The 20141-nt window shown below is 44.2% G+C and carries 19 protein-coding genes; 6 read left to right on the forward strand and 13 right to left on the reverse strand.

Annotated features, from left to right (window positions below):
• Positions 1-1548 (forward strand): CHAT domain-containing protein (locus tag QUA00_RS30530; protein WP_333412187.1); only part of this gene is annotated, 1548 nt, incomplete at its 5' end.
• A 260-nt stretch (positions 1549-1808) separates the two neighbouring features.
• On the opposite strand, the gene QUA00_RS30535 is transcribed toward QUA00_RS30530, so the two are convergent.
• The 6 genes from QUA00_RS30535 to QUA00_RS30560 form a co-directional block, all read right to left on the reverse strand.
• On the reverse strand, positions 1809-2156 hold the full coding sequence (locus QUA00_RS30535) for a type II toxin-antitoxin system PemK/MazF family toxin (protein ID WP_333179692.1): 348 nt from the start codon (positions 2154-2156) through the stop codon (positions 1809-1811).
• Complete coding sequence (locus QUA00_RS30540; RefSeq protein WP_333239226.1) at positions 2153-2398, reverse strand: hypothetical protein; 246 nt, start codon at positions 2396-2398, stop codon at positions 2153-2155. Before QUA00_RS30540 ends, QUA00_RS30535 begins: the two co-directional genes overlap by 4 nt.
• Positions 2399-2567: 169 nt before the next feature.
• Positions 2568-2906 (reverse strand): type II toxin-antitoxin system PemK/MazF family toxin, encoded by a 339-nt coding sequence (locus QUA00_RS30545; RefSeq protein WP_333412188.1) that lies wholly within the window; start codon positions 2904-2906, stop codon positions 2568-2570.
• Complete coding sequence (locus tag QUA00_RS30550) at positions 2893-3117, reverse strand: CopG family transcriptional regulator (RefSeq protein WP_333412189.1); 225 nt, start codon at positions 3115-3117, stop codon at positions 2893-2895. The genes QUA00_RS30545 and QUA00_RS30550 overlap by 14 nt, the downstream gene beginning before the upstream one ends.
• 170 nt (positions 3118-3287) lie before the next feature.
• A complete protein-coding gene (locus QUA00_RS30555) occupies positions 3288-4382 on the reverse strand; it encodes a peptidoglycan DD-metalloendopeptidase family protein (protein ID WP_333412190.1) in 1095 nt (364 codons plus the stop codon).
• A 223-nt stretch (positions 4383-4605) separates the two neighbouring features.
• Positions 4606-5079 (reverse strand): glycine-rich domain-containing protein, encoded by a 474-nt coding sequence (locus QUA00_RS30560; protein ID WP_333412191.1) that lies wholly within the window; start codon positions 5077-5079, stop codon positions 4606-4608.
• A gap of 242 nt (positions 5080-5321) precedes the next feature.
• Here QUA00_RS30560 and QUA00_RS30565 point away from each other — a divergent pair, with 242 nt between their 5' ends.
• The gene (locus QUA00_RS30565) at positions 5322-7766 is read left to right on the forward strand and encodes a tetratricopeptide repeat protein (protein ID WP_333412192.1); all 2445 of its coding nucleotides are present in this window, start codon (positions 5322-5324) and stop codon (positions 7764-7766) included.
• Positions 7767-7844: 78 nt separating this feature from the next.
• Here the strand turns inward: QUA00_RS30565 and rph are convergent, their stop codons facing one another.
• The gene (rph, locus tag QUA00_RS30570) at positions 7845-8561 is read right to left on the reverse strand and encodes a ribonuclease PH (protein WP_333412193.1); all 717 of its coding nucleotides are present in this window, start codon (positions 8559-8561) and stop codon (positions 7845-7847) included.
• Positions 8562-8704: 143 nt separating this feature from the next.
• Entirely contained in the window at positions 8705-9259 is a 555-nt protein-coding gene (locus QUA00_RS30575; RefSeq protein ID WP_333412194.1) for a nucleoside monophosphate kinase, read from the reverse strand.
• A gap of 748 nt (positions 9260-10007) precedes the next feature.
• On the opposite strand from QUA00_RS30575, the gene QUA00_RS30580 reads away from it, so the two are divergent.
• Complete coding sequence (locus QUA00_RS30580) at positions 10008-10535, forward strand: P-loop NTPase family protein (protein WP_333175972.1); 528 nt, start codon at positions 10008-10010, stop codon at positions 10533-10535.
• A 128-nt stretch (positions 10536-10663) separates the two neighbouring features.
• On the opposite strand, the gene QUA00_RS30585 is transcribed toward QUA00_RS30580, so the two are convergent.
• The 4 genes from QUA00_RS30585 to QUA00_RS30600 form a co-directional block, all read right to left on the reverse strand.
• Positions 10664-10927, reverse strand: a complete 264-nt coding sequence (locus tag QUA00_RS30585) for a hypothetical protein (protein ID WP_333412195.1) — start codon at positions 10925-10927, stop codon at positions 10664-10666.
• Between the two features lie 112 nt (positions 10928-11039).
• Positions 11040-11237, reverse strand: coding sequence for a hypothetical protein (locus QUA00_RS30590; RefSeq protein WP_333412196.1), 198 nt, complete (start codon positions 11235-11237; stop codon positions 11040-11042).
• 36 nt (positions 11238-11273) lie between these two features.
• On the reverse strand, positions 11274-12773 hold the full coding sequence (locus tag QUA00_RS30595; RefSeq protein ID WP_333412197.1) for a GUN4 domain-containing protein: 1500 nt from the start codon (positions 12771-12773) through the stop codon (positions 11274-11276).
• Between the two features lie 368 nt (positions 12774-13141).
• The gene (locus QUA00_RS30600) at positions 13142-13303 is read right to left on the reverse strand and encodes a hypothetical protein (RefSeq protein ID WP_333412198.1); all 162 of its coding nucleotides are present in this window, start codon (positions 13301-13303) and stop codon (positions 13142-13144) included.
• Positions 13304-13385: 82 nt separating this feature from the next.
• Between QUA00_RS30600 and QUA00_RS30605 the strand changes: the two genes are divergently transcribed.
• Positions 13386-14837, forward strand: coding sequence for a hypothetical protein (locus QUA00_RS30605; RefSeq protein WP_333412199.1), 1452 nt, complete (start codon positions 13386-13388; stop codon positions 14835-14837).
• 54 nt (positions 14838-14891) lie between these two features.
• Here QUA00_RS30605 and QUA00_RS30610 read toward each other — a convergent pair whose 3' ends face one another.
• A complete protein-coding gene (locus tag QUA00_RS30610) occupies positions 14892-15059 on the reverse strand; it encodes a hypothetical protein (RefSeq protein ID WP_333412200.1) in 168 nt (55 codons plus the stop codon).
• Between the two features lie 716 nt (positions 15060-15775).
• Here QUA00_RS30610 and QUA00_RS30615 point away from each other — a divergent pair.
• Entirely contained in the window at positions 15776-18601 is a 2826-nt protein-coding gene (locus QUA00_RS30615) for an ATP-binding protein (protein WP_333412201.1), read from the forward strand.
• Positions 18598-19989, forward strand: coding sequence for a response regulator (locus tag QUA00_RS30620; RefSeq protein ID WP_333412202.1), 1392 nt, complete (start codon positions 18598-18600; stop codon positions 19987-19989). Before QUA00_RS30615 ends, QUA00_RS30620 begins: the two co-directional genes overlap by 4 nt.
• The last annotated feature ends 152 nt before the right edge of the window (positions 19990-20141 follow it).

A 20141-nucleotide genomic window follows, 5' to 3' on the forward strand; every position in this document is an offset into this window, starting at 1 on the left:
AATCCCAATAATCCCAATAATCCCAATAATCCCAATAATCCCAATAATCCCAATAATCCCAATAATCCCAATAATCCGCCAATATTACCAAGGGATAGATCGCGATTTGATAGAGGGCGATCGCTTTTTTTCGATCCCAACCAACCCTTTAGTCGCGAACAGCGGCAGAACCAAAACAGAATATCGCGAGATATAGGAAAACCCAGAGAAAGGATGCCGCCCGAAAGAATGCAATTTCCCAGGGGAATGAGAAATTTCATCGATTCAAAAATCAGAGATTCTGTTATTCAGTCAGCATTTCGCGGCGACATCGGCAGGAATTTGGAGGCAGGCCAAATATCGGCAGCTTTGTCTATGCTGGACAAATCTTTCAGCCAAGAATTCGGGGAATATTTAGGCATCAACATTAGCAACGAGTTGGTATCCCCAGAGGAAATTCAAAAAAAGTTAGCATCGGTAGGCGCACAAACCGGCACGAAACCCAGCTTAATTTATCTGTTCTCGCAGCCCGAAGAATTAAATTTAATGCTGATCACTTCTTGCGGTGAAGTGGTTCACAAAAGTGTGCCGTCAGCGAACCGGCAAGAACTTCTGAAAGTTGTAAATGAGTTCAGGGGTGAGATTACCAAACCGGGAGTCCGGGCTACCACGAGTTATCTACCATCTTCGCAACAGCTTTATAAGTGGATGATTGGGCCTTTAGAGGACAGTTTGAAAAGCTGCGAAACGGATACTATTTCCTTTGTTGTCGATCGAGGTTTGAGAGGTATGCCCTTTGCTGCTTTGCACGACGGACAGCAATTTTTGGTGGAAAAGTACAATCTCAGCCTGATGCCCAGCATTAATTTAACAGATACCCGCTACGTCGATCTCAGAAATTCTCAAGTTTTAGCAATGGGTGCCTCGGAATTTTCCGAGTTGAATCCTTTGCCGGCAGTTCCTGCTGAAATAGCGGCTATTTCTAGAGAGTGGCCGGGAGTTACTTTTCTAAATGAGGGTTTCACTTTGGAGAATTTGAAGCGACAGCATCAAAGCCGACCTTTTGGCATTATTCACTTAGCTACTCACGGCGAATTTCGACCTGGAGTACCGAATAATTCTTTTATTCAGTTGTGGAATAGTCGGCTGCGACTGGATCAATTGCAGGATTTGAGATTGAATGATCCCCAGGTGAATATGTTAGTTTTAAGTGCTTGTCGGACTGCGGTCGGAGATGCACAGGCGGAGTTGGGTTTTGGGGGGTTGGCGCTGCAAGCCGGGGTGCAAACGGCTTTGGGAAGTTTGTGGTACGTGAGTGATGAAGGTACTTTGGGATTGATGAGTGAGTTTTACCAGCAGTTGAAGACGGCGCGAATTAAGGGGGCGGCGCTGCGACAAGCGCAAATTGCGATGTTGCGGGGAGATGTGCGTTTGGAGGGTGGCCGATTGCGGGGTTTGAGTCGGGGTGAGGGGGTGGAGTTGCCGAGTTCGCTGCAAGGGTTTGCGGATTTAAAGTTGTCGCATCCTTATTATTGGTCGGCTTTTGTGATGATTGGGAGTCCTTGGTGATTGGTGATTAGTGATTAGTGATTTGTTATTAGTGGGATATCAATGATTTTTTAGAAGGTCAGGAATATTTAGAACGCGAGGTTTCTCCTCACTTTTCTTTTTTGTCGCCATCTGAGATTATGGGATTTTTGGAAACGCAAAAAGATGTGGGGGAAACGTCGATGATTCGAGGGTTTAGGCAGTGGGTGAGGAGTCAAATTCAGTCAGGGGAATGAAGGAGGGCTATTTGTATTTATGAAAGGTAAAAAAATATTCTTTAGCTATAAATTCAAAAGAATACGCAGTCTTTCTTCTACCATCATTAATGTTGTGGGAGAAACTGTACCCCACAGTTCAAAAAATCTTTCTATACTGATCGATCGCACATCTTCACATTTAATGAAACTTCGCTGTCTAAGTCCTCCTTCTGGGGGGTTAACTTCGACGTGCCAGGGAATTCCTTTATCTTTCGATGTGACTGGTAGTACGACAACTAATCCCGAAGCACCCTGATTGAATAAATCTACAGATGTCACTAGACAGGGACGCTTGCCAGCTTGCTCTCTTCCTCGTGTTGGGTTCAAGTCAATCAGCCATATATCACCCCGTGATGGTTTTGCGGATGTCATTCTAAACCATCCTCTAAAGTGATATCCCAAGCTTCCCGTTCTTCAAGTTCTTCTTGCCAAGCTTCTGGGCGATCGCGTAAGGCAAGATAAGCTTGGTTGGCTGCTGCTAAAAACTGTTGTCTTCGGTATTGTTCTATTGCTTGTTCGAGAACTGTTTCGATTGGTTTTCCTGAGAGTGCAGAGATTTCTGCGAGGGTTTGATAAGATGTATTGCTAATTGTAACTGTAGAAGTTTGATCCATGTTACTTTTTTACTTACCTCGACTTTACGCAGCTATTATAACTTAAAAGCTTGGGGTCGCACAGGCGGGACGCCCGCGATCGCACAGGCGCACAGGCGGGACGCCCGCGATCGCACAGGCGCACAGGCGGGACGCCCGTGCCACGAAAAAAAACGCCTATATATCACAGTTAATCGACATCTAAATGCAGTTTGAGAGCAGCATTTACTAACTGCATGATTTCCTCACTCAAACTTCCCACTGCATCGCTGGTGATTCGCTGTTTAGAAATTGTCCGTACTTGCTGTGCTTGTACTTTAGAAGGTTTGGATAAACCGCTATCCTCTGGATTTAGTAAGACCTCGAAAGGGTAGACGCGGGTTACATTAGAGGTAATTGGTAGAATTGTAACTGTATTGGCGGCACGGTTATTAGCGTCATTGCTCACCACCAATACGGGACGGCGTTTATCTATCTCATAACCAACGGTAGGAATTAGATTAGCGTAGTAAATTTCACCACGTTTCATCTGTCAATCCATCGGCAACTGTTAAATCCCAATCGGGGTCTACTTCACTGGATGCTTGTCGGTAAGCAGATTCTAGTTCTTGATTCCGCAGCAATTCCAAAGCTACTTCTATTACTTGGGAGGGCGAGTTGCATCCTTTAGCAATTTTGTAGCTTTCAATAAAGTTTAGTAGCGATTGTGATAGGGAAATTGATATTTTTTCAGCTTGCATTATCTTAGCAATTGGTAATTACAAAGATTTTTACTCAATTATAGCACAAGTAGTAAATTTTCGTCTCAAATCCAGTAATCAGAAAAAAGGGTGTAAGCATTTAGCGCTACACCCTGTCACAAGTTTCCAGTCTTGCTAAAGATACTATTTGTTGTAGACGCACAAGCAAGTTAAACAAACTTAAAATCCCGACGCGAAGACGTGACATTAAAGCTCAGGTCAGTCACGTTTTTGACAAGAGCCAGCGTGTCTCCGCCCGTAGTTTGTATGAGCATATCATTATTGCCCTGACGGGTGAGGCGATACTGACTGGCATTACCGCGCAACTGAATATAATCATCGCGGAAGTTGTAGTCTGCGATCGTGGCTTGGCCGTTGCCTTGGTAGAACATTCCCTGACGGGTATTCCCCAAAACGAAGGTATCAGCCCCAGTCCCTCCTTCTAAGGTGTCGAAATCGGCTCTGTTGAAGCTGGCATAGCCATCGAGGTAGTCATTGCCGGGGCCACCGTTCAGGTAGTCGTTACCTGCTTCACCGTAGAGGGTGTCGTTGCCATCTTGTCCGTATATCTTGTCATTACCTCCAAGACCAGTTAAGTTGTTGCTAGCAGAATTACCAGTAATGATGTCATCTCCTTGCGTTGGTGGCTTCGGATTGCTACCGCCTCCGTTATTCAACTGCGAAAAAGCTTGGAGCGGACTCATTGTTTGCTGCTTCAAGAGAGCAATACTAGCAGGATTCCCGCTGTTTTGGAAGAAGCCGGTTTTTGGGGCATTGAAATCGGTGTGAACTTCCAGGTGAAGGTGTGAGCTGATGCCTAGATTGAAAACTTTGCCAACCTCTTCACCAGCCTCAATGGTGTCTCGATTAGCTACTAATCCACGTGAGTTACTTAGATGACCATAAATCCAACGCTTTCCGTCCCTGCCACGAACAGCAATGAAGGAACCACCAGCTTGATTGGAGACGTTTTCAATGGTGCCTGAAACAACGGCTTTAATGGAAGTTCCCGCACCTGCGGAGAAATCTATTCCTGCATGGGGGCCTTTGTATGCAGGAGACTTTTCATAGATATAGCCTCCTGAAAGTCCTAAGAAATCGTTTATAGGAACCCCCAGCTTTTGGCTGAGGTTACGGGCAACATCCTTCAATTGAGGTGACGCATCCTGATTTGGTGACCAGGTAGGTGTTGCAGGGTTGTTGTCAAAATAATCCCTACTGCCACTTTTCAAGTCCCAGTCATTATCAGTTGTTGGTAAGGACATTGTAGTTACTCCAGTTGTAATGTTTGGTTGTGTATTTGCATTGGGCAATCGAATTCAGAGTTATGCGTTTCACATAACCCGGTTCGCACTCAATTAATGTGTGCTTCAAGGGTTAGATAAATTCATAACTGAACTCTAAATAATCAAAATCTGGTAAGCGCGATCGCACTTATTGTCTAAGCAGGAGAGCGAGCATTGCCTACCCTCCTACTGTGGGAGAAGATTAGCTATCGCTAAAATTTAGCTGGCCGCCACAACAGCCATCGCAGGAAATAGCAGAAACATTCTGAAAGACCAGCCGTCCAAAGTGCTTTTGCTGAGCCTCAATTAATTTTTTTCGAGCACGCTCAATCGTTTGAGGATCGTTCTTCTTTGCATCAGAAAAAGGATTATGATGGATGAACTGACCAGCCACTGCATTGCAGAACTCTGCGTAGTCCTTGGTATGGAGTATGTGACTATGCCATATCTTGTCGATTTCCGGGGATGGCACACTTAAGGTACTACTAAATACACCACAGAGGTAGATGAAGCAGCGATACTGCTTCACTAACTCATCAATTCCTTCGTTTAACTCTGGATGATTTTTGAGCACGTAGGTAACAACAGAATCAAGATTAAAGTCAGAATCGACGACTTCTCCGTTTCGCTGTTCTATTTGTTCTGTGCGATCGTATCCTTTATATTGTTCAGGCATTGAAAAATTACCTCGATTAGTTTTTGAAGTTGTATTCTTTGAACTCGGTATCAAATTTGATTTCATGGGGTGAGCTAACCCATGACTAGAGTGTATTCAGAAGTTAAGTTTAATAGGGACACTAAAAGATACTTTTAAAGCCAACTTTAAGCCAAATTATAAAAAAGCCAACTTTAAGCCAACTTCGCTGCTAAAATCACTGAAACACCTAAAAGTACAGTCCGCATTAGCGCCATTCCTCCATGAGCCTAGCCAATGTCTCGGTGAATGTATGTCCAGACCTGCAAGGAAGCTTACTGACCGAGTTTGAGAAAAGATATAAAAAACCCGGAAATAGCCGCGCCCGCACAGGTGAACTTATCGTCCACTGGCAAAACCGAATAGATCCTGACCGCTGCCCCTCAGACCAAGCTGTATTAAATTTACTGAAAGGAAAACGAAATACCTCTGAACTTTGGCTGGTCGATGGCTTGTGTCGCTTGCTGCTGGGCTGTTCCTATGCTGAATGGGGCAACCAATTTGCTCAGAAGCAATATGACAATACTTTGGTCAAAATTCATACGTCAAATCCCAACTCGGATTTTCTAGAGGTTGAGGGATCGATCGCACATCCCTCAGTACCAAACCAGAATTTTGTGGGACGGGAAGGGGCGATCGCCTCCCTCAACACCCGGATCAACCAAGGCGCAAAAATCATCGTCATCAAAGCATCCGGCGGTATAGGTAAAACAACCTTGGCGCGGCAATATCTCCATTCCCAAGGATTTGATTTAGTGCTAGACATCCCGATGGCGAAGGAGACGGAAAATATTACTCCCGTCGAAAACGTGATTGAAGAATGGCTGAAGCGAGACTTTGATGAAGAACCGGGGCGGGAATTTGGAGTGATGCTTGGCCGGCTCAAACGGCAACTTCAAACGCGCCAAGTTGGAGTGTTGATTGATAACCTGGAACCGGCGCTAGATGGACAAGGTAGATTTATTCAACCGCATCGCCACTATGTAGAGTTGTTGCGAATTTTGGCTGACTCGACGGTACTATCAGTGACGCTAATTACCAGTCGCGATCGCCTGTGTGATCCTGAAGTGAGTGTCGATCATTACGAATTACTCGGATTGGATGAATCGGCATGGCAACAGTTTTTCGACAGCCGCAATATTTATATTGATATTCCGACTCTCCAGGCAATGCACAACACCTATGGTGGTAATGCAAAAGCAATGGGTATTTTGTGCGGTGCAATTCGAGAGGACTTTGACGGAAATATGGTGGCTTATTGGCGGGAAAATATCACAGATCCGTTAGTTAAGACAGATTTAAAAAATTTAGTAACCAGTCAGTTTAACCGTCTCCAAGAACTCGACTCCGCCGCCTATAAACTCCTCTGCCGTTTAGGATGCTATCGCTATCAAGATGTGCCGACTGTGAGCGCTGAAGGATTGTTGTGTTTATTGTGGGATCTGCCAGAAATACAGCGCAGACGAGTTATTGAATCGTTGCGAAATCGCTCTTTGGTAGAATTCTGCAAAGGAGAATATTGGCTGCATCCGATGATTCGGGAAGAGGCGATCGCACGTTTGAGAGCAAGTGAAGATTGGGAAGAGGCGAATCGCAAAGCAGCAGAGTTTTGGACGGATAGTGCTAAGACTGTTGAAACTGTAGAAGATGCACTGAGGGCTTTTGAGGCTTACTATCACTGTGTAAAAATTAACGACTTTGAGCAAGCTGGCTCTGTAATTGTGAGAAGGAGAGATACCAGTTGGAAAAAGGGAGAACGTCTGGGGGTTGCGTTTTATAGGTTGGGTTTGTTACAACCAATGGTTTATTCAATTAATTCAATTATTAGCGAAGTTAAAGATAATCATATACTGAGTATGTGGTTGTATAATCTTTTAGGGGATTTCTACTGGTTAACTGGATATATAAACCCAGCAATTGAATGTCACAGTTTATCATTCAAAGCAGCGGACTGTACCCTTTTATCTATTAATTTAAGCCCTTCAATATATTTTGAGGCTAAAAAGTGGAAAACTTGGTCTTTAATTAATACAGGACTTTGTAAAATCGATTTATGGGAACTTGAAGAAGCTGTCAAATTGTTTGAAAACATAGAAGTTATTTGTAATCATCACGATTCAGAACATGGCTTGTCTAAGAATGAGAAAGACTATTTATACTGTTTAGCATTTTTGAACTCATGTTTAGGCTTTAAAGAGAGCGCTCTGAGTTATGCACAACAAGCAGAATTAGTTATTTCTAAAATAGATAATAGTTATTGGAGTAAAGGATATAGCTTATTGTTTATGGGCCTAACTTATAAAAATTTAGGAGAACCTGAAAAATCTTTTGAAATGTTCCGCCAAGCGATCGCATTTGCCGAAAAAACTCACTACACTCAGGTTAAGGCTAAAGCTTTAAGTGGTCTAGCAGAGCTTTATCGAGAACAGGGAGAATTTGCAACAGCGCTTTCCCATCATTCAGAATCGATCGCACTTCTAGAGAAAATCGGCGCAAAATGCGATCTAGCTGAAGCTCATTATCAACTTGCCTTAACTCACCAAAAGATGGGTGAAGCCGAGAAGAGTCAGACTGCTTTTCAAGAGGCGATTCGACTCTTCAATGAAATGGAAGCACCTAACCAAGTTGAGAAAGTGCGAAAAGCAATAGGTAAGAGCGACAAAGTTTAGTTTTAGATATATAAATACCCTCTTAGTCCGCGAAGGCGGACTTCGTTTGTGTAGACGCGGTTTCAACCGCCGAATTATCTAACCCAAAGCCTGCCGCTGAGCCTCCAACAATTCCTGAATCCCGATTTCTGCCATATCCAAAATTTGATTTAACTGACTCCGACTAAAACTTCCTTCTTCCGCAGTTCCCTGAATTTCAATGATATTCAAATCTCCATTCATTACCACATTACAATCAATTTCAGCCGCCACATCTTCAAGATAATTCAAATCTAAAAACGGCTCCCCTTCCAAAAGCCCCACAGACACGGCCGCCACTTGACGAATAATGGGCGATCGCACTAAATCACCTTTTTGCACCAACTTATTCAAAGCGTCAGCCACAGCCACAAACCCGCCAGTAATTGAAGTTGTGCGAGTCCCCGCGTCCGCTTGCAAAACATCCGCATCGACAAGTATGGTGCGTTCACCCAATAGTTGCATATCCAAGCACGATCGCAAACTACGCCCAATCAACCGCTGAATCTCTTGAGTCCGTCCCGATAATTTCATAAATTCCCGCTCTTGTCGCTGCGGTGTAGATCCCGGCAACATTCGGTATTCCGCTGTTAGCCAACCTTGTCCAGTATTCTCCAGAAATCTCGGCACTCCCGGCTTGATTGTCACGCTGCAAAGTACCTGAGTATCGCCACTTTTCGCCAGTACGGAACCGCTAGCAAATTTGGTAAACTGTCGATCGAAACTAATCGGACGAATTTGATTTGGTTGTCTGCCATCGGGACGTTGGAAAGACATAAGCTAATTAGTAATTGGGCATGGGCATGGGGCATTGGGCATTGGGACAGTTGTACGCTCGCGTAGCCGAAGTATCGGGGCTTCGTAATTCTTCCTACTGACTACTGACTACTGACTACTGACTACTGACTACTGACTACTGACTACTGACTACTGACAATTTTTAGAATATCCTGCTGGACTTGTTGTGGAGATTGATCGCCATCAATAGTTAACAATTTGTTGCGGTGTTCGTAATACTCTAAAAGAGGAATAGTGCGTTCGTGGAACAAATCGAGCCGACGCTGTAAAATTTCAGGGTGGTCATCCGATCGATCGCGCTCGATCGACCTACTCAGCAAAACCTCGATCGGCACTTTCAACAAAATCGCCCAATCTAGCTCCTGGGCCAAATCCTCTAATAAAAAATCCAACTCCTCAGCTTGAAAAGCCGTTCGCGGATAGCCCTCCAACACCCAGCCATTAAAGACATCCCACAGCAGCAGTCGGCGGCGAAAGAATTCAATCATAGTTGCGTCGGGAACTAACTCCCCTCTTTCGACATAAGACACCGCCAGCTTGCCTAAATCTGTGTCTTCTGCGATCGCCTCCCGTAGAATGTCCCCCACAGCCAGCAAAGGAAGGCTCAAATTGCTGCACAGTAGTTCAGCCTGAGTTCCCTTTCCCGCTCCTGGCCCTCCCAGAATCACCACTCTCACAGTCCCTGCTCCTAGTGCCGCGACATTCAAATTTTACGCGATGTGTGTACCGATACTTTTTTGCTAACATTTGCTAACAAATACATAAGTTGAGATCAGATATCAACCAAGGCGTATCAACCGATGCCCGTAGAATTTTCTACAAGCACTTATATTCTTGCCTTCAGCTTGGTTATCGCTTACAGCCCCACGCCAATCTGATTATTTGCTTTGATAATGTAGAGGCAACTTATTTATATAGCGGTTGCGTACTACCAAGGTTTTTCACCTACATCTGAGTGGCTAAATTCATTCTATATGACATGAAGACCAGAAGGCAAATGTAAGTGATTGTTAGCAAATGTCAGAAAAAGTCTTACCGTTAATCAACCTTTTCTTAAAAGCCCTGGACGCAGCCAGACTCTCATAACCTTGGTTTTTCACCCTATAACTATCTAAGGATCGTGGATTAAATAACTTCCTACAAAAAATACTCTCATCACCGTGGTTTTTCACCCTATAACTGTATAAATGTCAAGCTCCACGCCGTATTTTACTAAAAAATCCCGTTTCTGCCTAAGTGCTAATTGAGTTCAAAAATCGAACAAACGACTGCGAATGCCACTGCAGCGAGCTTTTGACAACTTGTATATATAGTGTTTGATCCGATGTGCACCCGGCCCAGTACACTATATATTGTCAAGCAGGCTTCAGCCGCGTCAAGGTCGGAGCTGCACTCAAGACTTAGTTGCTGATTAAATATTGCCCTATGGTTGCTCAGTTACAAACCCCTAAACTCAATTTAACCCACAGCTTGCCCTACACAGTTCAAGGGCTGGTGCAAGTTTTTACAGGCCCGCACCGCTGCTTTTTTACCAGTGTCATGGCTCAGGCCCTCAGAATTGCAGGACAGGGAGCTCCGGTGCTAGCGGTGCAGTTCCTCAAAGGGGGAATTAATCAAGGACACCAGCATCCGGTGCGGCTGGGGCAAAATTTAGATTGGGTGCGCTGCGATTTGTCACGCTGCATTGAGAATGCCGATTTAGATGAGCTGGAGACGCGATCGATCGAACAATTGTGGCAGTATGTTCAAAATGCGGTGCGCGAAGGTCGTTATGCCTTAGTTATTCTCGATGAATTGAGTTTAGCGGTTAATTTGGGCTTGATTCCCGAAGCCGAAGTGGTGGCATTGATTGACAACAAGCCGCATCATTTGGATATGATTTTTACCGGGCCATCCATGCCCCAAAGAATTTTGGATGTTGCCGACCAAATTACTGAAATTCGCCGCAGTTAAGGACAATGATTCAATTTGCGATCGCCATTTTAGCGGTCGCATTTTTTATGTAAAAAAACAGTATCTAAAAAAAGAGGCGATCGCTTAGCTCAAAGAGCGATCGCACGCTGATCAATTTACCAGCGACGTTACGCTTGAACTACCGGATCGAACACAACACTCAATCGATCCGTCGGAACCATCCGTTTGAGAATTTTCAAGTGACCGTCTGCATCAGACCAACTGCGAAACTCACCCACAACCACCTTTTCCACATTTGGAAGCGAGCGAACTATAGTCCACGGCTTGAGACGTTTTTCTTGCAACATACTAGATAAATCTCCTTGGTAAATTGGAGCCAAAGCCAGTCCCAATGGTTGGCCACCGCCGAGGACTGGCTTTTGACTTTGCAAACTTGCCCTTCTCTAAGAACATAGCACAAAAAAAAGGGTTTGGGATTATATCTTATTTTTCGCTTTTTTTAGAGCTATTTTCTACATAACAGATGATTAAACTCAAAATTTGTTAACTCTTTAATTCCCAACTCAAAACTATTTCATGACTAACACTTCGACTTCGCTTCGGGTGCAGCCTCACTAATAAATTCTGCCTTCTACCTTCTACCTTCCTTTTACTGAGATATTGCACCATTCTCAATAAGTTTTTTATGAACAGGCAAGATGCCTGTTCCACAAAGAGTGAATTTTCTTGTGGAACAGGCATCTTGCCTGTTCTTGAGAATAGTGCAAGATGTGAGTTTTACAAATCCCGCCGCGACAGCAGAAACCAGATCCCACCTAAACCCAAAACACCGCACAAAACCCCGCCTTCCCACCCAAAAACAGTCCCCCCCGGCAAATGTCCAGGCTTGGCTTTAGAAGTAAAATTCAGCTCCGAATAGTATACCCACTGGCTGTTAACCCGCCAGCCCACTCGATCGCCAAACTTCTCCCAAACTGTAGCATCATAAACACCAGGCTTTCCCCCCAACTTGAGCCACAAACCCTTTTGCACAGAAAAACCGAATCTGCGGTGACTGTGCCGCACCCAAAGTTGATCGATAGTCTGCAAATCCTTAGCTGGAAACTTCCTAATATCTTCCTCACTCAAATAACCCCGTGAATTTTGCTGCATCACCTCCAGCATTTTCACAGAAGTTTCCTCATCAGCACCACGCCAATTTTTAGCAGCCAGCAGCCTTGCCAAGTGAGAATAATCAATACCTTTTTCGGACTCTAAATTCACAGAAACTAACGCAGTATCAGTCACTGGTTGAGTGGGAACCGAAGGACTAATGACAGTTGCCTGCTGCGACTTTTCCAGCACTGGGACAACAACAACAGGAGGTTTTAAAGCATCCAAAACTTCCACAGCCGATTTGTAGCGATCTTTAACATATTCCTGAATCAACTTATCCAAAACCTGAGCTAAATCTTCGCTAATTTGTGTTCCTTTTGGCAAAGCCTCCCTCCAAAGCCACCGGCCTTCAAGCGGATCGTAAAGGTCATCGTGAATGTCCCCGTAGATATCCAGATAAGGCATAACAGAAGTCAGCAAGCGAATGCAAGTCACCCCCAAACTATAAAGGTCGCTAGCAGGAACAGCTCTACCGTGACGCTGTTCTAGAGCCGCGTAGCCGGGAGTTCCCAACTTCGTTCCTGTTTTGGTCGGAGCAGCAGCTACTACCTGTTTGGAAACCCCAAAATCTATCAGCACTAACTTACGATCGCGAGCTCGGCGGATCACATTCTCAGGCTTAATATCGCGGTGAATTACATTTCGGTCGTGAACAAACTTCAATAAAGGCAACAAATCTAACAGCAGTTCGCAAGTTTTAATTTCGCTATAAGCACCGTACTTATCTAACTCATCCTTTAAATTATTGCCATCAATAAACTCTTGCACCAAATACAATCGCCCATCTTCCTCAAAATAAGAAATTAACTGAGGAATTTGCGGGTGCTTCAGTTCGTATAACCGCCTTGCCTCTTGTTCAAACAGTCGAACATATTTTTTAAAATGACCGGGCTTCCGCTGAAACTCTTGAGGGGGCGACAACTGTTTGATCACGCACAATTCCTCAAATTTTCCATGATTAACAGCTCGGAAAGTCCTGCCAAATCCCCCATCGCGCAGCGGTTCTGTTGCTGCATAAAGGTCTTTTAGCAGCAGCTTTGAACCACAATTAAGACAATACTTTGTGCCTGGTGGGTTCTGACGCTTGTCTCTTGGGCAATCGAGATTAAGGCAGTATGTCATATATTAAAAAAATGCGAACAAAATTATACTCAGGGTTTTATATTATTCAAGAGTCCGATCGCGAGCTGGTTTTTGTAGAGGCGAAACCTCGAACCTTACGGAGGCGGCAGCCACCCTCGCGATCGGAGGGGGCGCTCTCGCCAGACTGCCACCCCTGAGCAAGTATAACTCTCTTGAGGGTTTGACCTCAAACTCGAAGTCCTCATCTAACCTTAGACTCCGCTGCGTGCAATACATTTGATTTAGCGGTCAAAGAGCCACAAGATCAAACAGAAATAGTAATTTATTACCAGCCCCGTGAGTTCTGCAACGCCAAAAAAACTGAGGATTCCGCCTGAGATATAATTTTATTGCCAGAGAGAAGCACACTAACGGGAGCCACAGCTTCCGTCAAGTTCGATCGACCTTAATATTTTAGCAGTATAATTTTTTATCGAACCAAGCCTAATCAACAGTCCAAAAATATCCAACAAACGCACGTTAAAATAAATACTAGCTTCCTCGATAGCAATCCGAGCTCGATCAGACACTTAGCCAGCTTTCCCTGTTTCCTTTTTTCAGCTATTACCAGTTACATCTAATTCGATCGGTCTACTTAATTAGGAACCGCTAGTGACACCAAAACTACTGCCCTCTCCAACTCCCAACTCCCGCAAAAAATCACCAAAAGTACCTTGGTTCGAGCGGTTCATGGCACTGGTCGCCCTGGGAAATTTAAGCCTAGTAATATTTGACATAACTTACGTGCCCGGACGAGATTTCTACTTCCGGCAACTGCCAGTTCTAACTCAAGTATACGACCCATTTAAAGGAATTAAACCCCACCGAGACACCCAGCAATATCTGGAAACCTTAGAAGAATTAAAAATTCAAGTAGTGCAAACAGGGTTGCCCTCTCCCCAAGTAGCAGCCAAATTGCAGGAAATAAACAATCTGAGCGCGAAAATGATCGACGAAGATCCCTTTCGAGTAGCATCAAAAAGTGGCACCTTAGAAAAAATAAAAGACCGGATGCGATCTCGCGTCCCAAATCCGCAAGACTCCGCTAAACAATCATTCCAAAGATTCTGGAGCCCTGACTATTTAAACAAACAAGGCTGGCAAAAAGAAATCAAGTGGTTTGACTCCAAAATCAAGCCATTAATCGCCACCAACTATTACCGCGAGATTGGAGAAAACGGCGAATTCACCGATAACTTCTGGCTAATCGACCTGCCATTTATTGCCATATTCGCGATCGAATTTCTAGCCCGTACCTACTCGATCAGCCGCCGCCACCGCAGCGTCACTTGGCGATCGGCCATGCTCTGGCGATGGTACGACATCTTCATGCTTCTCCCATTCTGGCGCTTGTTGCGAGTATTACCCGTCACAATTCGCATCCACCAAGCCAAAATGCCGGATCTCCAACCCATACGCACCCAAATCAGCCGAGGTTTCGTCGCCAACTTCGCCCAAGAATTGACCGAAGTTGTAGTAATTCAACTCATCAACCAGATGCAACAATCTATTACCACAGGCGAACTCGCTCGTCAACTCTTTAAATCCCCAAAACAGCGCTATCTAGACATCAACAATATCAATGAAATAGAAGCGATCGCCACCCATCTCGTGCAAATAACCGTCTACAAAGTCCTCCCCCAACTCCAGCCAGACCTAGAAGCCCTCCTCCGGTACAATATTGAAAGCTTCCTCAAACAATCCCCCCTCTATCAAGGATGGAAGCAAGTACCCGGCCTGGGAAACCTGCCCGAACAGCTAGCACAGCAATTAGTTGCAGAACTCTCAAAATTAGCCACCCTCGGCCCCCAAGATGCCTACGAAGCCTTCAAAATCGCCACCGAAGACCCCATAGGCATGAAACTCTCAAGCCAGCTAGTCCAACATTTCGGGCAAGCTTTAGGAACCGAACTGCAACAGCAGCAAACCTGGCAAGAAATACAACTGCTGCTGTGCGACTTCCTAGAAGAGTTCAAAATCAACTACATTCAGCGGTTGAGTGAAGAAGACTTCGAGAAAATTTTAGAACAAGCCAAAGAACTGCAACGGATAGCCCCGCGTTAGGGCAAGTCTCCACCGCTTTACTTATTTTTTTCTTCCCCAATTAGCAATTAGCAATTAGCAATTACCCTGCTGTAACTCCTGCACATGAAACTTGCGGGAATTGTAAAGTTTCATGTGCGATCGGCATTCTTTACCAGAGTCATCTGCAGAGTTGTGCATCACATCTTCAGCGCCGTAGTTAGTTAGACCGCCGTTAGGGTTCTCAGCGGCCTGGCGTGTCATGTTTTTAGGGAGAAAGATCAATCGATTTTAGATTTTAGATTTTAGATTTTAGATTAAAGAATTGAAGCATTGACCCCACGGATAAATTCGGGGGCTCCTTTATCGGATACAGGTTTTTTATTTCCCCGGTCCTGAGTCTGCTTTCGGAATGAATCCGGGGGCTTGTATCCTGGATGCTTTCGGTCAATCGATTTTAGATTTTAGATTTTAGATTTTAGAGGCGACCCCACGGATAAATGGGGGGGCTTGAGGATTTTCGATTTGGGATTTTGGATTGATTCCACGGATAAATCACGTGGCGGGTACCATCAAGAAATTTGTGGTCAGTTTTTTTAGACGTACATTATATCAATTTATATGTAAGTTTGATGAGGTTCTACTTTTTAGAGTCAATCTGTAAAGTAAAGTTAAAAATTACTACAAATAGCTCTAAACCAAGTAATCTATTAGATATGATTGCTAACTGGTTTCCTAAAGGCTAAAAAAAATTACCAAGGCTAAAAAAACTAAGGCGCGTCAGTATCTTTAGTCAGATATTATTATACCACTATCAGAGAAAACACGTAAGTAGCCATGCTTGTTTAAGCAAGTTACTGTCTCAAACTTTTCACTAACTATTATAGATTGCTTTTCAATATATATTTCCTCAGCCTCATTTCACTCTTCTCCACTGAGATTTTTCAGCCAACTCGTTACCCCAGGAGTAACACCAATAAATGTCACAGACCTCTGCAACCACTTTCCTGTCAAACCGTTCTAAAAAAAAGGTGTCCCTGCGCCTAATTTTAGTATTCCCATTCGTTCTGCAAATATTTGCTGCTGTCGGGCTAACAGGCTGGCTATCCTTACGCAACGGGCAAAAAGCAGTCAACGAAGTTGCGAGCCAGTTGCGAAGTGAAATTACGGCCCGCATCCAGCAGCAGCTCAACACATACCTAGACACAGCCCCTCGCGTCAATCAACTGAATGCCAATGCCCTTCGCCTAGGGTACTTAAATCCAGACGAATTGGAGAGTACGGAGCGCTATTTGTGGGAGCAAATTCAAGCCTTTCCTTCTCTGCCCAATATGGGTTTTGCTACTAAAACTGGAGAATTCATTGCCATTGAACGCCAAGAGAATGGCAAAGTAGTTTTTAAAATAGCAGACAAAGAGCATCGGAATGAACTTCATATTTATGAATCTGATAGCAAAGGTAATCAAACTAAGCTGTTAAAAGTCTCCCAAAACTACAATATACTCACCCGTTCATGGTATAAAGACAGTGTACGCTTAGGCAAGCCCACATGGAGCGAAATTTTTTCACTTACAGGTCAGAAAACGCTCTCGCTTCCTGCCGGACATCCAGTTTATGACGAAAGTGGCGAATTGCGCGGGGTATTCGTTGCTAATTTTCTGATCTCTTTCCTCAGTGACTTCCTGCACAGCTTAAACATCGGTCGTTCGGGACAGACATTCATTATGGAACGTTCTGGACTCCTAGTAGCCAGTTCAACTCTCAAAGAAGCATTTATCGCCCACAATGACAAGCTCGATCGCCTGAATGCTTTAGATAGCACAGATGATTTAATCCGGCTGACAACAGCGCATTTAAAAGAACACTTTGGCGACCTCACTAAAATTAATAGCTCTCAGCAATTGGATTTTACGATCGCCGGCCAGCGGGAATTCCTCCAAGTTATGCCCTTTCAGGATAGCCGAGGATTGGACTGGCTGATCGTCGTCGTAGTTCCTGAAAGCGAATTCATGGATCAAATTAACGCCAATACCCAGACTACCATTTTGTTGTGTTTCGGAGCCTTGGCGCTGGCTACTGTTTTGGGAATCTTAACCGCACGCTGGATTACCAGCCCAATTCTCCGTTTGATCGCAGCTTCTAGGGCGATCGCCAGTGGCGACTTAGAGAAAAATGTGCAGGTAAAAGGCGTAGAAGAACTAGAAGTTCTGGGTCAATCTTTCAACCTTATGGCACAACAGTTGCGCGAATCCTTTGAGGCGCTAGCCAAGACCAATTCCGAGCTAGAAATCCGAGTAGAAGAACGCACCGCCGAACTCACGGAAGCCAAACAAATCGCTGATACTGCCAACCAAGCTAAAAGTGAATTTTTAGCGAATATGAGTCACGAATTGAGAACGCCACTCAATGGAATTTTAGGATACGCTCAAATCCTAGAACGCTCAACAACGATGGCTCCGAAAGATATCCAAGGCATCAGTATTATTCACCAGTGTGGTTCCCACCTGTTAACCCTGATTAATGACATCTTAGACCTCGCTAAAATTGAAGCTCAGAAATTGGAACTGTACGCGAAAGATTTCCATTTTCCTTCCTTTTTGCAGGGAGTCGCAGAAATCTGCCGCATCCGAGCCGAACAAAAAGGAATGGCTTTTGTTTATCAACCCAGTTCGGAAATTCCTGCTGGCATCTACGCTGACGAGAAACGCTTGCGACAGGTACTAATTAACTTACTGAGCAATGCAATTAAGTTTACCGACTCGGGACGAGTGACTTTTAAGATAGAACATCTGGAAAATGGGACAGGTGAAAAGGTACAAAGCCATGACCAAAAGCCAGCCTCACCAATTCACAAAATTCGGTTTCAAATAGAAGATACTGGCGTTGGTATGACACCAGAACAATTAGAAAAAATATTTTTGCCTTTTGAACAGGTAGGAGACAGCAAGCGTCAGGCGGAAGGAACCGGACTCGGTTTAACAATTAGCCAGAAAATTGTCGAAATAATGGGTAGTACAATCCAAGTAAAAAGTCAGTCAGGAGTCGGCAGTGTTTTTTGGGTAGATGTGGATTTACCGGAAGCGGCAGACTGGGCAAATACAGCCACGATTGCCCAGCAAAGAAAGCTGGTTGGCTACCAAGGTAGAAAGCAGAAAGTTTTGGTGGTGGATGACAAATGGGAAAACATATCGGTCATTGTCAATCTCCTGGAACCCCTCGGCTTTGAAGTAACCGAAGCTAAAAACGGTCAAGAAGGTTTAGAAAAAGTAGAAGAGTTTAAGTTTGATCTGATTATCACTGACTTGGTGATGCCAGTGTTAGATGGCTTTGAGATGATGCGCCGTATCCGAAATTTGTCACACTATAAAGACGTGACAATCATTGCTTCATCTGCCAGTGTATTTGCTACCGACCAACATAAAAGTTTGGAGGGGGGAGCCAAGGATTTTCTCGGTAAGCCAGTGCAGGCAGAAGAGCTATTTGAGATGTTGCAAAAATATTTAAAACTTGAATGGATATATGACGAACACAAAAGTGAAAAAATCAGCACTATTCCCTTTTCCTCTGATCCTAAATCACTTTCTGAATCGAAATCTGTAGTTGCTCCCCCCCCAGGAGAAATAGAACTTTTATTTGAAATGGCGATGAGAGGCAACGTGAAAGGAATTGTGAAGCGCAGTGAGCACCTAGAGAAATTGGATCAGAAATTTGTGTCCTTTGCTGTTGAGCTGCGCCAGTTAGCCCAAGGCTATCAGGTCAAAAAAATCAAAGAGTTTATTACATCCCACCGAACAGAAAAAGAATGAAGGTAGAAAATATGGAAACCAGCACCATCTTAATTGTCGATGACAACCCTAGTAATCTGGACGTGCTTTCTGAAGCTTTAGCTAATTCAGGATGGGAGATATTGGTAGCAACTGATGGTGAAACTGCCATCGAGCAGGCTGAATATAGTCAACCTGATTTGATTCTGTTAGATGTGATGATGCCAGGAATTGACGGGTTTGAAACCTGTCATCGCCTGAAGGCAAGTCCGTTGACGAACGAAATTTCGGTAATTTTTATGACGGCTCTTTCGGACATAGGAGATAAGGTCAAAGGCTTTAATCTAGGGGCTGTGGATTACATTACTAAGCCCTTTGAACAAAAGGAGGTGTTAGCTCGCGTCAACCTCCATTTAAAACTGCGTTCTTTGACTAAAACTCTCGCAGACCAAAATCTGCTTCTCAAACGGGAAATTGAAGACAGGCTCGCAGCAGAAGCAGCGTTACATCAGCTCGCGCAGGAGTTAGAAAAACGGGTGGAAGAACGAACGGCTGAACTTTCTCAAGCTTTGGATAATCTTAAAAAAGCTCAAGTGCAAATCGTTCAAAGTGAAAAGATGGCTTGTCTTGGTCAACTTGTAGCTGGGGTGGCTCACGAAATTAACAATCCAGTTAGTTTTATCTCCAATAATATCCCTATTGCCAAGGAATATATTGCCGATTTGATCGGGATGACTCGGCTTTGCCAGCACAACGTTACTTCGATATCAGAATTTGAGGATAAGTCCCAGGAGATTGAGTTAGATTTTATTGTTGAAGATTTGCCCAAAATTATTGATTCAATGGCGCTAGGAACAGAGCGACTTTACAATCTTTCTATGTCACTGCGTAATTTCTCTCGGTTGGATACATCGGCACTAACGCCAGTGAATATTCACGATGGGCTAGATAGTACCTTATTAATTTTAGGGCATCGACTGAAATCTAAAGGAAGTTTCCCCGGAATTGCAGTGATTAAAGAGTATGGGGAATTGCCGCTAGTAGAGTGTTATCCGGGGCAACTTAATCAGGTGTTTATGAATATATTGGCGAATGGAATTGATGCTTTAGAAGAGTCTACGATTAGTTGTCCGCTGTGCGGGGAAAAGAAACAGAGTAATGACACTCCACAGATTCGGATCTGCACAGAAATGCTTCATGATGACAGAGTGGTGATTCGGATTGCTGATAATGGGGTTGGCATAACTCAGGAAGTAATGCAACATTTATTCACCCCGATGTTTACTACTAAATCAGTAGGTAAAGGGACAGGTTTAGGTTTGTCTATTAGCCGGGAGATCGTAGAACGAAAACATGGTGGTAAGCTGACCTGCATTTCCTCGCCAGAATGGGGGGTAGAGTTTGTAATTGAGCTTCCTATTCAGCATTAGTAATGGGGATTTTTTAGGGTGAATCTTCGTTGGGCTGTTTTGTCAATATACCGTTAATTTGGCGATCGCCCATGTCTAAGGAATGAGAATTAAATAACTTCCACAAGATTGTGGGATGGGCGTCCCGCCCGTCCAAAAAGGACGGGCGGGAC

Source organism: Microcoleus sp. T2B6 (assembly GCF_036700475.1).
GTDB lineage: Bacteria > Cyanobacteriota > Cyanobacteriia > Cyanobacteriales > Microcoleaceae > Microcoleus.